The sequence below is a fragment of the Herbaspirillum robiniae genome, from assembly GCF_002213415.1.
GTDB lineage: Bacteria > Pseudomonadota > Gammaproteobacteria > Burkholderiales > Burkholderiaceae_D > Herbaspirillum > Herbaspirillum robiniae.
Window position 1 is genome coordinate 343,816 of the sequence record NZ_NJGU01000005.1, and the last position, 14,582, is coordinate 358,397.

Sequence of the window (14,582 nt, forward strand, 5' to 3'; positions counted from 1 at the left end):
GGGCAAGCCGCCCGGCCGGCCCGGTGCCGGCGGACGGTATAATCGCGCCATGAACGCACCGCACTCCCCTACCGCCACGCCCCCGACCTATCGCCCCATCCAGGCCCTGCCGGATCAGCTGATCTCGCAGATCGCCGCCGGCGAGGTGATCGAGCGCCCGTCCGCGGTGGTCAAGGAGCTGCTGGAGAACGCGCTGGACGCCGGCGCTACCCAGATCACCGTGCGCCTGGAGCAAGGCGGCGTCAAGCGCATCGCCATCACCGACAACGGCCGCGGCATCCCGCCGGACCAGCTGCCGCTGGCGCTGGCGCGCCATGCCACCTCCAAGATCGCGTCGCTGACCGACCTCGAGAACGTCGGCACGCTGGGCTTTCGCGGCGAGGCCCTGGCCTCCATCGCGTCGGTCGCGCAGCTGACCGTCACCACCCGCACCGCCGATGCGCCGCACGCCTGGGAAATCACCGGCTCGCAGCACGGCACGGTGTCGCCCGCCTCGGGCGCCCAGGGCACCACCATCGACGTGCAGGACCTGTATTTCAATACCCCGGCGCGCCGCAAGTTTCTCAAGTCCGAACAGACCGAATACGGCCATTGCGCCGAGATCGTGCGCCGCATCGCGCTGGCGCGTCCGGACGTCTCCTTCTCGCTGACGCACAACGGCAAGACCGTCGACCACTGGAACGTCGGCGAATTCGCCAAGCGCAGCGCGCACATCCTCGGCGACGAGTTCGCCAATGCCCGCCTGTCGCTGGACGAGGCCGCCGGCCCCTTGCGCCTGCACGGCTTCGTCGGCCTGCCAACCGCCTCCAAGGCGCGCGCCGACGGCCAGTACTTCTACGTGAATGGCCGCTTCGTGCGCGACAAGCTGCTCACACACGCCGTGCGCGCCGCCTACCAGGACGTGCTGCACGGCGACCGCTATCCGTCCTATGCGCTGTCCATGGAACTGGATCCGGCGCTGGTGGACGTCAACGTGCACCCGTCCAAGATCGAGGTGCGATTCCGCGACAGCCGCAGCGTGCACCAGTTCGTATTCCACGCGGTCTCGCGCGCGCTGGCGCAGACCTCCGCGACCTCCTTCGGCAACACGCCCGCGCCGCAGCCGAACCAGCCCGCCGGCAGCGCAGCCATTCCCTGGATGCGCGAGCAGCAGCAGACCAGTTTCCCGCAGCAGTTCGCCGAACAGCCGCGCCCGTTTTCCTTCGGCGGCGGCGGCTTCGGCGTGCGCCAGAATTCGGAAGCCTATGGCGCCATGTTCCGCGGCAATGCCGAAGACGGCGGCAACCCATCGCAGTTCAACCAGCCGCAGACGGGATACACCACAGGCGTCACCCCGCGCAGCAGCACACCGCAGGAAATGCCGGCCGGCGACTTTCCGCTCGGTTTCGCGCTGGCGCAGCTGCACGGCATCTACGTGCTGGCGCAAAACAGCGCCGGCCTGGTGGTGGTGGACATGCACGCCGCCCATGAACGCATCCTCTACGAGCAACTGAAGAACGCGCTGGACGACAAGGAAATGTTCGTGCAGCCGCTGCTGATCCCGGTGACCTTCTACGCCGACGCGGTCGAGGTCGGCACCGCCGAGGAGCACCAGGAGACGCTGTCCGCGCTGGGCTTCGACATCGCCGTGATGTCGCCCACCACGCTGGCCGTGCGCGCGGTGCCGGCGCTGCTCAAGAACGCCGACGCCCAGACCCTGGCGCGCGACGTGCTGCGCGACGTGCGCGAATACGGCGGCTCGCGCGTGCTGCTGGAACGCCGCAACGAACTGCTCGGCACCCTGGCCTGCCACACCGCCGTGCGCGCCAACCGCAGCCTGACCATCCCCGAGATGAACGCGCTGCTGCGCCAGATGGAAGCCACCGAGCGCTCCGACCAGTGCAACCACGGCCGTCCGACCTGGAGCCAGATGGCCCTGTCCGACCTGGACAAGCTGTTCCTGCGCGGGCAATAAGCGATGGCTGCAGCACGTCCCCTGGCTGTTGCCATCATGGGCCCCACCGCCTCCGGCAAGACCGCGGCAGCCCTGGAAATCGCGCGCCGCATTCCCAGCGAAATCATCTCGGTCGACTCCGCCCTGGTCTATCGCGGCATGGACGTGGGCACCGCCAAACCCAGCCGCGAAGAACTGGCCGAGGCGCCGCACCACCTGATCGACATCATCGACCCGGCCGACGCCTATTCGGCCATGCAGTTCCGCCAGGACGCGCTGCGCCTGTCCATGGAGATCGCCGCACGCGGCAAGCTGCCGCTGCTGGTGGGCGGCACCATGCTCTACTTCAAGGTGCTGCGCGACGGCCTGGACGAGCTGCCGCAGGCCGACCCGGCCTTGCGCGCGCAACTGGACGAGGAAGCCGCGCGCGTGGGCATGCCGGCCATGCACGCCAAGCTGGCGGCGCTCGACCCGGCCACCGCCGAACGCCTCAAGCCCAACGACAGCCAGCGCATCCAGCGCGCGCTGGAGATCACGCTGCTGACCGGCCAGCCGATGTCGTCGCTGCTGTCGCAAAAGGCCGCCGAACCCTTGCCCTTCGACCTGCTGCCGCTGGCGCTGGAACCGTCCGAGCGCGCCGTCCTGCATGAGCGCATCGCGCTGCGCTTCGACCTGATGCTGGCCGGCGGCGCGCTGGAAGAAGAAGTGAAGGCGCTGCGCGCGCGCGGCGACCTGCACCTGGGCCTGCCGTCGATGCGCTGCGTGGGCTACCGCCAGATGTGGGAATACCTGGACGGCGATATCGGGTTGCCCGAGATGCGCGAAAAAGGCATCGCCGCCACCCGCCAGCTGGCCAAGCGGCAACTGACCTGGCTGCGCTCGATGCCGGACCGTGTGGTGGTGGACTGCAATCGCGCCGACGCCACCGACCGGGTCGTGGCCGAGGTCGAGCAGGCCCTGGCGGGCAGGAAGACAGGCTGACCGCCTCCTCGGCAGGGTTTTCCAAATAATTTCAGAAAATGCCGAAGACGGTGTTGACAGGATCAAACAAAGCCACTATAGTTTCGGGCTTGCTTCTGGTGATATAGCTCAGCTGGTTAGAGCACAGCACTCATAATGCTGGGGTCGGTGGTTCAAGTCCACCTATCACCACCAGATACCCGTCGCTGCATGTGCAATCATGCGTATGCGGCGCCGTCCGAAAAACCCGCTGTCTCGAAAGAGCAGCGGGTTTTTTGTTGTCCCTCCGGTTCAGATCAATCCCAGCGTCAGCCCCTTCAAGGTCGCGGCCGCCCGAGTCGAGCATTCCAGCTTGCGAAAGATGCTCTCGATATGGGTGCGCACGGTCGACGGGCTGATCTGCATCACGCGCGCAGCCTCCTTGTTGCTCTCCCCCAGGCTGATGCGGCGCAGGACCTCGACCTCGCGCTCCGACAGCAGGCCCTTGCGCACCGGCGCGCCGCCAACCGCTCCGCCGGCCGCGGCGATGACCAAACCGGTCGCCTGCGCATCGAGTCGCCCGGCCTGCACCTCCTGCTCCAGCAGCTGCGCGGCGTCCTCGCTTGCGTATGCCGCGCGCCAGGGACGCGGCGCGCATAGCGCGGCATAGGCGCCGGCGGCCGCCAGCAGGCGCTGCGGCAAGCCCAGCGCGTCCTTGTCCAGGCTGCGGAAATATCCGCTGCCGTCCAGGCGCTCGTACATGTGGGACGCCAGCGCCGCCTCCTCGCGCAGCTCCGGCACCAGCGCGCCGCAACGCGCGGTCCAGTACGGCGCCAATCGAATCTTCTCCCAGTCGGCGCTGTCGGGCTTGCCGTTGCGCTCCCACACGGTATTGGGCACCGACGCGCGGCCGATGCCGTGGACCAATGCGGCGCGCGCCAGACGCTGCTGCTGCGGCGGCGCCAGTCCGGCCAGTTCGGCGGCGCGCAGGGCCAGCTCCGCCACCCGCCGCGAATAGCCGGCCAGCCACGGCAACTTCAATTCGATCAGGTCGGCCACGATGCTCAGCGGCACCTCGTGCGCGGGCAAGGCGGCGTCGGTCTCGGGCGCGTCCAGCTGCGTCAGCAGCGCGGCCGCCTGCCCGGCGACCAGCGCGGCCAGCGCCGCCGGATAACGGATGTCGGCCCAGCCGCGGATCATGCGCACCGCAGTCGCCGCGTCGTGGGTGCGCGCCATGATTTCCAGGTCGCCCGCCACGCTGGCGTAATAGACCGCCTGCGGAATGGCCTGCGCGCGCAGGCGCTGCGGCGCGCCGCTGCCGTCGTAGTGCTCCCAGACGTGGCGCAGCCCGGTCTCGACCTGCGCCGGCAATCCCAGCATGCGGGCCACATCGCCCGCCACCTCGCAGTGGATGCGCGCCAGCGGCTCGACATTGCTGAACGTGAGCGGGTGATCCGGCGGCAGGGCGTGGCGCAACATGGCGTTGCGCCCGGCCACGTCGTCGCCCAGCAAGGCGGCGAAGCCGGATGCGTTGGCGGTGCAGCCGGACCAGCGCAGCAGGGCCACCAGGCGGGCATGCAGCGCGCCGGCGCCATCGGCTCCATCAAGCGCGGCGATATGTCCGGCCAGGCGCGCCGAGCGCGCGGACTGGTCGGTCGGCTGGCCCATGCTCAGGTCGCCGGCGATGGCCAGCGCGCGGATCGCGACATGGGCGGGGACGACGAGGGGGCAATCGTGGGGAACGGAGTTGTCGGATGGCATCCCGGCACTCTAGCGGCAATGGCAGGCGCGGGCAAGGCGGCCTCCGCGGCCGGGTCGGTCAATTGACCGATACCGCCGCCCGGCCGGCTTTTCTACACTTGCCTCACCGATTCCGAACCACCACCCTCACCAAGGAGAATGTCATGAAAGCAATGTCCCCCCTCTTCAGCCTCAAGACCGGCCTGAGCATCCTCGCGGCGGCCGCCGCCTTCTCTGGCGCCAGCGCCATGGCAGCAGCCCCGGCCGAACAGCCTTCGGTCGTGATCGTCCACGGCGCCTTCGCCGACGGCTCCGACTGGGCCAAGGTGATCCCGCTGCTGCAAGCCAAGGGCATCAAGGTCACCGCCGTGCAGAATCCCCTGACTTCGCTGGCCGACGACGTCGCCGCCGCCAAGCGCGCCATCGACAACCAGCCGGGCAAGGTGGTGCTGGTCGGCCACTCCTGGGGCGGCACCGTGATCACCGAAGCCGGCAATGACGACAAGGTCGCCAGCCTGGTCTACGTCGCCGCCTTCGCGCCGGACGCCGGACAAGCCACCGGCGAACTCGGCCACGACCTGCCGACGCCCCCGGGCATCGCCAGACTGTCGGTCGACAAGGCCGGCTTCGCCAGCCTGCCGGCCGCTGCCGTGGCCGAGGATTTCGCCCAGGACGTGCCGGCCGCGCAGGCTGCGGTGATGGCGTCGACCCAGGGTCCGATCGCCGTGAAGGCCTTCGGTGAAAAAGTCAGTGTCGCGGCATGGAAGACCCGCCCCAGCTGGTACATCGTCAGCAAGAACGACCGCATGATCCAGCCGGCGCTGGAGCGCTCCTTCGCCAAGCAGATCGGCGCCACGACCACCGAGCTGCCGACCAGCCACGTGCCGCAGCAGTCGCGCCCGGCCGACGTCGCCAAGGTGATCCTGGACGCGGTGGCGGCCAGCAAGTAAGAAGAACCCGGCAAGCGCCGGACCGGCTTGCGCCATCGGCCGCCCGCATTGCGCGGGCGGCCGTTTTCGTCTCCGGGCGCAGCTCCCCGGGTTATGCCTTCAGTGCGCCGGCGTCCATCACGTCCCAGCACGCGCCCATCGTGTGGTAGTCGACCTTGCCGGCGGGCGACTTGGTGTCTTCGACCTTGGCGCCGTCCTCGGCCAGGATACGGAACCACGCGCCATGTCGGTGATCGACCAGGTGGCGCCAGCTCCAGGCCCAGATCTCGGCGTACTGCCGCCGGAACTCCTCGTCGCCGGTGACGCGCCATAGCCGCCAGGCGCTGGCGAAGGACTCGGCCTGCACCCAGAAATACTTGTAGGTGTCGTAAGGCCGGAAGTCGGGATCGAAGCCGTAGATCAGGCCACCGTGCCGGGCATCCCACCCGTGCGTCCATGCCGCGCGCTGCAGGGCCGCGGCGCGTTCGACATAACGCGGGTCGGCGGCGTGCCCGTGGGCGATCAGCAGCAGCTTGGCCCACTCGGTCTGGTGGCCGGTCTGGTAGCCCCAGGGCTTGAAGATGTTGTCGGGATTGCCCTTGTTGTAGTCCCAGTCCACCGACCAGTCGCGGCCGTAATGCTCCCACACCAGCGCCTTGGTCTGCGCGGCCAGGCCGAAGACGAAGGTCTCGATCAGCTCCCGGGCGCGCTGCAGGTAGCGCGCTTCCCGCGTGGCGTCATAGGCGGCCAGGCAGGCCTCGCACATATGCATGTTGGCGTTCTGGCCGCGATAGTCGATCAGCGTGCCGGCCGGCGTGATCTCGTCGGCGTAGGCGCGATGCGCGGCCTCGTAGAACGCGGCGTCCATCCGGTCGAAGGCGTGCGCGACCTTGTCCGCCGCGCACAGGCCGACGCGGTGCGCATGCGCATACGCCAGCAGCACGAAGGCCTGGCCGTAGGCCATGACGGTGCCGTCCTCGATACGACCCTGCTCCAGGGTCCAGGCGAACAGTCCCGCCAGCGGCCCGTCCGGATGCCGGAAGCGTTCCAGGTGCGCCAGCGCGTGCGCGGCCTGCTCCTTGTAGCGTCCCTCGCCGGTATGCGTGAAGGCCATCGCCTGGGTGAACACCAGCCGGGTGGCGCTGACCAGGTGGCGGTGCGTGCGGTTGTAGACCGTGCCGTCGTCCTTGAGGTAATGGAAGAACCCGCCCTGCGGGTCGATGGCGTGCCTGTCGTAGAACGCCAGCGTGGCGGCGACATGCTCCTGCAGGAAACGGCGGCTTTCAAAATCGGGAAGATTCATCGTCTGCTTTCTGTCTGTGTTCTGCCTGCGTTCTGCGCAATTACTGCGCCGCGCCTTGCTGGCGCCACTTGTCGAGGATGACGGCCAGCACGATCACCGCGCCCTTGGCCACATACTGCCAGAACGACGAGAGACCGAGGATGGTCAGGCCGTTGTTCATCACGCCGATGATGAGCGCGCCCACCACCGTGCCCCATATCGTGCCCACGCCGCCCATCAGGCTGGTGCCGCCCAGCACCACGGCGGCGATGGCGTCGAGCTCGTAGCCGCTGCCCCAGTTGCCGTTGGCGCCGTACAGGCGACTGGCCGACATGGCGCCGGCCAGTCCCGAGAACAGCCCGCTGATCGAATACACGAACAGCAGCACCAGGCCCACCCTGATGCCGGTCAGGCGCGCCGCCTGCAGGTTGCCGCCGATGGCGTAGATGTGCATGCCCAGCACCGTCTTGCGCAGGATCACCCACGACGCCAGCACCACCGCGACCGCGACCCAGATCAGCCACGGCACATGCAGGAAATCGCCGTTGCCTATCCACTCGAAGCTGGGGATGTCGTTGTTGAGCACCGTGGTGCCGTCGGCCAGCAGGTAGGCCGCGCCGCGAAAGGCCGTCATCGTGCCCAGCGTGACCACGAAGGCGTTGATGTTGAGGAAGGCCACCATGGCGCCGTTGATCACGCCCATCACCAGGCCCGAGGCGACGAACATCGGGATCGACCAGCCCGGCGCGACCGACAGCGAGACCTGCATGCCCAGCACCGCCGACACCGCCAGCACCGATCCCACCGACAGGTCGATGCCGGCCGTCAGAATCACGAAGGTCATGCCCGCCGCCAGCACCAGGTTGATGGCCACCTGGCGCAGGATGTTCATGGTGTTTTCCGGCGTGGCGAAGTTGGAGGTGCCGTCGCCGCTCAGGTAGATCGTCAGCGCATAGAAGATCACGTACAGCACCACCAGCACCGGCAGCATGCCCAGCCGGTGCAGCATCCATTCCGAGGCGTGGCGGGATTTGCGCGGCGCGCCGTGGTCGGCGTTTTGCATAGTATTGGAATCAGCCATGATGATGAGGAGGAGCGGAAGAAGGAGAAGAAGCCGTCGCGGCGTCGTGGGACGCCGCAAACGGAACGGCGGCGCCATGCGGCGCCGGATGGTCGGTGTCGGTGGCCAGGCGCATGATGTTTTCCTGCGTGATGGCGGCGCCGTCCAGTTCGCCGGTGATGGCGCCTTCGCGCATCACCAGCACGCGGTCGCAAATGCCGATCACCTCCGGCAGCTCGCTGGAAATCACGATCACGGCCACGCCCTGCCCGGCCATCCGGCGGATGAACTGGTAGATCTCGCTCTTGGCCAGGATGTCCACGCCGCGCGTGGGCTCGTCCAGGATCAGCACCTTGGGATTGATCTCCAGCCAGCGCGCCAGCAAGACCTTTTGCTGGTTGCCGCCGGAGAGCTTGCCCACCTGCACCTCGGGATGCGCCACCTTGACGTTGAGGCGCCGGATGGCGTCAACCGCCGTCGCGCGCAGCGCGCCGCTTCGCAGCATGCCCAAGCGGGTATGGCGGCCGGCGACGTTGATCGTCGCATTGGCGCCGACGGCCATCTGCAGGAACAGCCCCTGCCCCTTGCGGTCCTCCGGCACATAGGCGATGCCGTGGCGCATGGCCGCGCGCGGGTCGGGCGTGGCGATGACCTGGCCGTCGAGCCGGATCTCGCCGGAGGTCTTGGGATCGGCGCCGAACAGCAAACGCGCCAGCTCGGTGCGGCCGGCGCCGACCAGCCCGGCGAAGCCGAGCACCTCACCCAGGCGCACCTGGAACGACGACGGCCTGACCTTGCCGCCGCCCACGTCGCGCGCCTCCAGCATCGGCTGGCGGCGCGCCGCTTCTTCGGGCGCCATGCGCTCGTGCTGGTAGAAGTCGGACAGCGAGCGCCCCACCATCATCTGCACGATGCGGTTGGGATTGACCTCGGCCGGCGTCAGCTCGCCGACGAAGCCACCGTCGCGCAGTACAGTGACGCGGTCGGCCAGCGCATAGACCTCGGCCATGCGATGGCTGATGTAGATGATCGCCAGCCCCTCGTCGCGCAGGCGGCGCACCACCGCGAACAGATGCTCGGTCTCGCGCTCCGACAGCGCCGCGGTGGGCTCGTCCATGATCACGATGCGGCTGCGGTGCACCAGCGCGCGGGCGATTTCCACCTGCTGCTGCTCGGCGATCGACAGGCGTCCGGCGCGGTCGGTGGCGCGAAAGCCGGCGCCCAGTTGCGACAGCACGGCGTCGGTGCGGCGCCGCATGCCGGCATGGTCGATCAGGCCCAGGCGCGTGCGCAGCTCGCTGCCCATGAAGACGTTGGCGGCCACGCTGATGTTGGGCGCGATCGCCAGCTCCTGGTAGATCAGGTTGATGCCGGCGGCGCGGCTGGCGCCGGGGTCGCGCAGCGAAACCGGTTTGCCGTCGAGCAGGATCTCGCCGCGGTCGGGCGCGTAGACGCCGGAAAGCACTTTCATCAGCGTGCTTTTGCCGGCGCCGTTCTCGCCCATGAGCGCGTGGATCTCGCCGGGACGCACCGTGAGCTTCATGTCGACCAGCGCGCGCGTGGCGCCGAAGGCCTTGCAGATGCCGCTCATCTGAAGAATGGGATTGGTAGTCATCGTCAGCAGGCAAGGGTTGATCCCGCGCCTAGAAGACGCGGGAAACAAAGGGCAACAAAGGGCAACAACACAATGAAGGGCGGGAGCCGCAGCCCCCGCCCTTCGTTCAGTTATGCACCCAGCCCTTGTAGCTGCCGACGTTGTCGCGCGTGATCAGCTGCACCGGCAGCAGCTTGACCGGCTTTTCCGGCTTGCGCCCGTTCATCGCCGCATAGCCGATGGCCACGCTCTCGGCCGCCATGCCGTAGGGATCCTGCGCGGGCGAAGCGGCGAACAGCGACTTGCCGTCCTTCAAGGCGCGCTCGGCGTCGGGCGCGCCGTCCACGCCGCTGATGAGCTTGACGTCGGTACGCTTGGCCTGGCGGATCGCCAGCTCGGCGCCGATGGCGGTCGGGTCGTTGATGGCGAACACCGCGTCGATCTTGGGATAGGCCGCCAGCAGGTTGGACATGGTGGTCATGCCGCCGTCGCGGCTGCCGCCGGCGTTCTGGTTGTCGGACAGCACCTTGATGCCGGGCGTCTTCTTGAACTCCGCCTTGCAGCCGGCGGCGCGGTCCATCACCGCCGACACCGGCGGGCCGTTGACGATCACCACGTTGCCCTTGCCCTGCAGCTGGGTGGCGATGTACTTGCAGGATTCGGCGCCGGCCATGGTGTTGTCGGACATGACGGTGACGTCGGCACCCTCGGCCACGACGTCGACCGCGACCACCACGATGCCGGCCTTCTGCGCCTTCTTCACCGCCGGGCCGATGCCCTTGGAGTCGGCGGCGTTGACCACGATCATGTCGACCTTGTTGGCGATGAAGTTCTCGATCTGCCCGACCTGGGTGTTGAGGTCGTACTTGGAAGAGACCACGGTGACCTTGGCGTCGGGATTGATCTTGTGGACGCCGCTCTCGGCGCCCTTGGAGATGGCGACGAAGAAGGGATTGGCCAGGTCGCCGAGAGTGACGCCGACCGATTTCAGGGGCTTGTCCGCGGCGCTTGCCGTGGATGCGGTGAAGGCTGCGCAAGCCAGCAGCGACAGGGAACACGCCGCGACGAGGGATTTCTTGACCATGTTTGTCTCCGGATTCAGGTTATAGGTTTTGGGTGAAGCTCACTGCTCACTGCAAACTACAACGTACGGCGCCCATGCGCCGCCTGCTGCTTGAACATGCCCCGCGCAGGGCGGAGCACAGACAATCGAAACAGCCGGGCCTTACTCCCTTACTCCCAGCGGAAAATGAGATGCGCGCGCGACCGGGTCGATTCGATCAGCTCGGCATTGGGTTCGTCGCTGTCGCGTACCCAGGCCTCGGCCTGGGCGCGTTCGCGTCCGTACTGCTGATGGCGCGCGATCAGGCGCTCGCGCCGCAGGTCATGGTCGACATCGACATACCAGACCTCGTCCAGCAGGGGCTGCACGCGCGACCAGTGGCCGCGGTCGAGCAGCAGGTAATTTCCTTCGGTGATGATCAGCTGCGTTCCGGAAGAGACCGGGATGGCGCCGGCGACGGCTTCCTCGATGTCGCGATGGAAGGCCGGCGCGTAGACGGTCTCGCCGTCGCGCCGGCGCTTCAGGCGCTCCAGCAGATGGACGTAGCCGGCGCTGTCGAAGGTATCCTCGGCGCCCTTGCGCGACGCCCGGCCCAGCCGCGCCAGCTCGGCATTGGCCAGGTGGAAGCCGTCCATGGGAACGATGACGGCGTGCTCGCCGACATGCTCAAGCATGGCCTGGGCAAGGGTGGATTTCCCGCTTCCGGGAGCGCCGGCGATGCCGAGCATCTTGCGCCCGCCGCCGGCGAGCAAGGCATCGAGCCTGTCGCGATAGACCGCCGAAATCATGTTCGACAAATCCTCATCTGTTGTTGTCTGTTCTTGTGAGAGACCAACGCTGCGCTGACGATACGAACCACAACATCCGGGCGCGCTTGGCGCGCTCCGACTTTCCCTGCGGTGGCGGCCTTTGGCGATGGCCGTTTGGATTCCGCCGGGGAAAGATTTCCGTTTAGAACGTGATCCCGCGAGCCAGTTCCGCAAAGAAAGCCCGTCGCGCGCGCATTTTTCCTGGGCGCTGACAAGAATCGCCGCGGCTTGTCCCATGTTCGCCGACAGAAATACTCGCAGAAACTCTTCATTTAGCTTAACAGGGAACTCGACAGCAAAAGACAAGACTATTGTCCGGGTTCCGGATGTTGCTATTTTTGCTGCAAAGCAAGGTATCGAATCAGTGGTTTCGCGGCGCAGCAAAATGGTGAAAAGCGAGCTGTACCGCCGGGGCCTGAAACAAGAAAATCATTTGCATTTTTTGACCGGTCGGATTGCACAAGAGCATTTAATTTCCGCAAGAAAATTTCCATCGAAAAACTTTGAAAACCCTTTACCGGCGCGGCTTTGCGCGAAACACGAAAGTTCAGCGGAAACGCTGTTTTTTGTTAAATTTCCGTTGTATTTTCTTTAAGCGCTAAGTAAGCTTCGATCTGTTGAGCTCCACGATCAACAGCGCAGCAAAATGCGAAGGGCGTAGAAATTCCGAGAGGAAATTTTCATGCACTGCAATTCGCACTACCCATTCACGTCAACACGTAAAAGAAATAGGGTTACATCATGAAAAAACACGTTGCAAGCGCCCTTCTCCTGCTCTCCCTGGCTGCTGCGGGCACAGCCTACGCTGCTCCCGCGCCACAGATCTCCGGCACCACTGCCGTGGTCTTTGACAACACCGGCACCACTACCGCCATCAGCCACGTCTTCGGCAGCAGCGACGCCGGCAAGACCTTCTCCGAAAGCTTCACCTTCAACTACGGCAGCCTGTTCGACGTGACCACCGGCGTCATGTCGACCTCGCTGCGCAGCAGCTCGGCGCTGGAACTGACCAGCTTCACGCTGACCGGCAACGGCAACACCTACTACGGCGTCAAGACCACTGCCGGCGGTATCCAGACCTACGCGATCGACGCCTCGGGACTGACGGCAGGCAACTACACGCTGACCGTCGGCGGCAAGGTGATCGGCAGCGCCGGCAGCTTCGCCGGCACGCTCAACGTCGCGGCCGTGCCGGAAGCATCGACCACCGCCATGATGCTGGGCGGCCTGGCGCTGGTCGGCTTTGCCGCCGTGCGTCGTCGCCGCAAGGATGGCGTCAAGCTGCCCCACGGCGGCATGGCGCTGGCCTGATACCGGCACACAGTCGTTGCCGGCCCTCGCGGCCGGTAAAGAAAAACGCCCCGATGGCATCCATCGGGGCGTTTTTTATGGCGCGGCGCCGGCGGCTTGCCGGACCGGTTACGCCAACGCGGCAGCGTCGGGCACCACCGTCGCATAGCGGTCGGCCAGCTCGGCCAGCGCGATGCGCTGCAGGTCGGCGGCTGGGATAGGCGCGCCGCCCAACGGGTCGGGCAGGTCGCGCGTCGCGCAGGCCGCGGCCACCACGGTCGACGCGTAGCCGTGATCCAGCGCCGAGCGCGTGGTCGCCGAGACGCACATGTGGGTGGCGAAGCCTGCGATCACCAGCGACTTGCGGCCGGTCTTTTTCAGCTCCTCATCCAGCGTGGTGCCGGCGAAGGAGTTGGGCAGGCCTTTCACCACGATCGCCTCGCCATCCTGCGGCTGCACGCCCTCGATGATGGCCGAGTGCGGCCCCTGCGGATCGAACAGCACGCCGCCCGGCTTGGCATGGTGCACCACGTGGAGCACCGGCGCTCCGGCCGCGCGCGCCTGGCGCAGCAGCTCGGCGATCTGGCCGACGGCCGCGTCGATGCCGTGCAGCGGCACCTTGCCGGTGGTGTATTCGGCCTGGTGGTCGATGATGACCAGCGCCGCCTCCTGCCAGGACGGAATGCGCGGCGCGCCGCCGGCGATCTGGATCAGGGTCTTGGGTGCTGCCATGGTGTTCTCCTCTCGCGGGTTGAATGTTGCGGCCATCATAGGCCAGTAAAATACGCACAACAATCCTCCACAATCGACAGCCGCCTGTGAAAAAATCATCAGTACCTTCTGCATCGCCTGTCGCCCCGGCGGCAACAACGCCGGCCGCGCTGGCCGCACAGGCCGACTGGGAAGCGCTGCGCACCTTCGCCGCCTTCATCGACGCCGGCAGTTTCTCCGGCGCCGCGCGGGCGCTGGAGGTCACCCACGCCACGGTCAGCCGCCGGCTGCAGATGCTGGAGCAGTCGATGCGGGCGCCGCTGTTCACCCGCCGTGCGGACGACGTGGAGCTGACCCGACTGGGCGAGACGGTGCTGGCCGCCGCGCGCGCCATGCAGGAGCAGACGCGCCAGCTGGCCCGCACGCTGGCCGGCGACGACCTGCGCCTGGAAGGCAAGCTGCGCATCGCCTGCACCGATGCCCTGGGCGCGCTGTTCCTGGCGCCGCGCCTGCCGGCGCTGCTGCGGCGCTGGCCCGACCTCGACGTGGAGTTCGCCATGGGCCACCAGAACGTCAGCCTGGCGCGCCGCGAGGCCGACCTGGCGATACGCTTCGCCCGTCCGCAGGATGGCGAACTGATCGCCCGCCCGCTGGGCAAGCTGGCCTATTACCTGTGCGGCACCGCCGAGGTGGTCGCCGCCTGGCGCGCCGAGCGCAGGTCGACGCCCTTCGTCGGTTACGACGACGGCGTGCCCGATATTCCCGAGACGCTGTGGCACGCCGCCCACGCGGCCGGAAATCCGGTGCGCCTGCGCAGCTCCAGCCTGGTGGCGCAGTGCATGGCCGCGCGCGCCGGCGTCGGCATGGCCTTGCTGCCGCGCTACCTGCTGGCGCCCGAACTGGCGCCGGCCGAACCCCAGCCCCAGCTGGAGCGCGAGCTGTGGGCGGTGTTCCACCGCGACCTCAAGGCCGTGCCGCGGCTGCGCGTGGTACTGGAGTGGCTGGAAGACTGCTGCAAGGACCTGTAAGCCGCCGAAAAAGTTGCCATCCGCACATCATGCCGCGCCCGGCGCCGGGCACTGTTGCGCGAGCGCCCCGGCAAGCCGGTTCGGGCCGCCCGCAGCGGGGCCGGCCGGGGCTATCGGCGGGGTATCCGGTGTATAATCGCCAGCCTTTGAGGAATGGCTCGCCCACCGCTACGGCAGGCTTCGCAGGCGCCCCGGCGCCGCTTG

Annotated in this window: 13 protein-coding genes and 1 tRNA gene; 7 read left to right on the forward strand and 7 right to left on the reverse strand. The window is 67.5% G+C overall.

Translation table 11 applies throughout. From position 1 onward, the window contains the following. Nucleotides 1–49: 49 nt before the first annotated feature. The 3 genes from mutL to CEJ42_RS10860 all read left to right on the forward strand — a co-directional run bounded on the left by mutL (nt 50) and on the right by CEJ42_RS10860 (nt 3,088). Nucleotides 50–1,954: a DNA mismatch repair endonuclease MutL gene (gene mutL / locus CEJ42_RS10850; RefSeq protein WP_088751054.1), complete on the forward strand. Its 1,905-nt coding sequence runs from the start codon at nt 50–52 to the stop codon at nt 1,952–1,954. A 3-nt stretch (nt 1,955–1,957) separates the two neighbouring features. Then, nucleotides 1,958–2,914, forward strand: a complete 957-nt coding sequence (gene miaA, locus CEJ42_RS10855) for a tRNA (adenosine(37)-N6)-dimethylallyltransferase MiaA (protein WP_088751056.1) — start codon at nt 1,958–1,960, stop codon at nt 2,912–2,914. Between the two features lie 97 nt (nt 2,915–3,011). After that, nucleotides 3,012–3,088: transfer RNA gene (locus tag CEJ42_RS10860), tRNA-Met, on the forward strand. A gap of 96 nt (nt 3,089–3,184) precedes the next feature. Here the strand turns inward: CEJ42_RS10860 and CEJ42_RS10865 are convergent. Beyond that, a complete protein-coding gene (locus tag CEJ42_RS10865; RefSeq protein ID WP_088751058.1) occupies nt 3,185–4,633 on the reverse strand; it encodes an HD domain-containing phosphohydrolase in 1,449 nt (482 codons plus the stop codon). Between the two features lie 143 nt (nt 4,634–4,776). On the opposite strand from CEJ42_RS10865, the gene CEJ42_RS10870 reads away from it, so the two are divergent. Next, nucleotides 4,777–5,562 (forward strand): alpha/beta fold hydrolase, encoded by a 786-nt coding sequence (locus CEJ42_RS10870; protein ID WP_079216680.1) that lies wholly within the window; start codon nt 4,777–4,779, stop codon nt 5,560–5,562. Between the two features lie 91 nt (nt 5,563–5,653). Here the strand turns inward: CEJ42_RS10870 and CEJ42_RS10875 are convergent, their stop codons facing one another. From CEJ42_RS10875 to CEJ42_RS10895, 5 genes are all read right to left on the reverse strand, one after another. Then, a complete protein-coding gene (locus tag CEJ42_RS10875; protein ID WP_088751060.1) occupies nt 5,654–6,844 on the reverse strand; it encodes an AGE family epimerase/isomerase in 1,191 nt (396 codons plus the stop codon). Nucleotides 6,845–6,884: 40 nt separating this feature from the next. Continuing rightward, complete coding sequence (locus CEJ42_RS10880) at nt 6,885–7,886, reverse strand: ABC transporter permease subunit (RefSeq protein WP_088751062.1); 1,002 nt, start codon at nt 7,884–7,886, stop codon at nt 6,885–6,887. 10 nt (nt 7,887–7,896) lie between these two features. After that, the gene (locus CEJ42_RS10885; protein ID WP_088751064.1) at nt 7,897–9,498 is read right to left on the reverse strand and encodes a sugar ABC transporter ATP-binding protein; all 1,602 of its coding nucleotides are present in this window, start codon (nt 9,496–9,498) and stop codon (nt 7,897–7,899) included. Nucleotides 9,499–9,604: 106 nt separating this feature from the next. Next, the gene (locus tag CEJ42_RS10890) at nt 9,605–10,561 is read right to left on the reverse strand and encodes an ABC transporter substrate-binding protein (RefSeq protein WP_079216684.1); all 957 of its coding nucleotides are present in this window, start codon (nt 10,559–10,561) and stop codon (nt 9,605–9,607) included. A gap of 149 nt (nt 10,562–10,710) precedes the next feature. Further along, nucleotides 10,711–11,328 carry a nucleoside/nucleotide kinase family protein gene (locus tag CEJ42_RS10895; RefSeq protein ID WP_088751066.1) on the reverse strand — a complete coding sequence of 206 codons (618 nt, stop codon included), beginning with the start codon at nt 11,326–11,328 and terminating at the stop codon, nt 10,711–10,713. A gap of 121 nt (nt 11,329–11,449) precedes the next feature. On the opposite strand from CEJ42_RS10895, the gene CEJ42_RS24485 reads away from it, so the two are divergent. Both CEJ42_RS24485 and CEJ42_RS10900 read left to right on the forward strand, forming a co-directional pair. Next, complete coding sequence (locus CEJ42_RS24485) at nt 11,450–11,944, forward strand: hypothetical protein (RefSeq protein WP_129587700.1); 495 nt, start codon at nt 11,450–11,452, stop codon at nt 11,942–11,944. A gap of 146 nt (nt 11,945–12,090) precedes the next feature. Beyond that, nucleotides 12,091–12,660: an FxDxF family PEP-CTERM protein gene (locus tag CEJ42_RS10900; RefSeq protein WP_088751068.1), complete on the forward strand. Its 570-nt coding sequence runs from the start codon at nt 12,091–12,093 to the stop codon at nt 12,658–12,660. A gap of 108 nt (nt 12,661–12,768) precedes the next feature. On the opposite strand, the gene CEJ42_RS10905 is transcribed toward CEJ42_RS10900, so the two are convergent. Beyond that, on the reverse strand, nt 12,769–13,371 hold the full coding sequence (locus CEJ42_RS10905; protein ID WP_088751070.1) for a cysteine hydrolase family protein: 603 nt from the start codon (nt 13,369–13,371) through the stop codon (nt 12,769–12,771). 86 nt (nt 13,372–13,457) lie between these two features. Between CEJ42_RS10905 and CEJ42_RS10910 the strand changes: the two genes are divergently transcribed. Continuing rightward, nucleotides 13,458–14,378 carry a LysR family transcriptional regulator gene (locus tag CEJ42_RS10910; RefSeq protein ID WP_088751072.1) on the forward strand — a complete coding sequence of 307 codons (921 nt, stop codon included), beginning with the start codon at nt 13,458–13,460 and terminating at the stop codon, nt 14,376–14,378. The last annotated feature ends 204 nt before the right edge of the window (nt 14,379–14,582 follow it).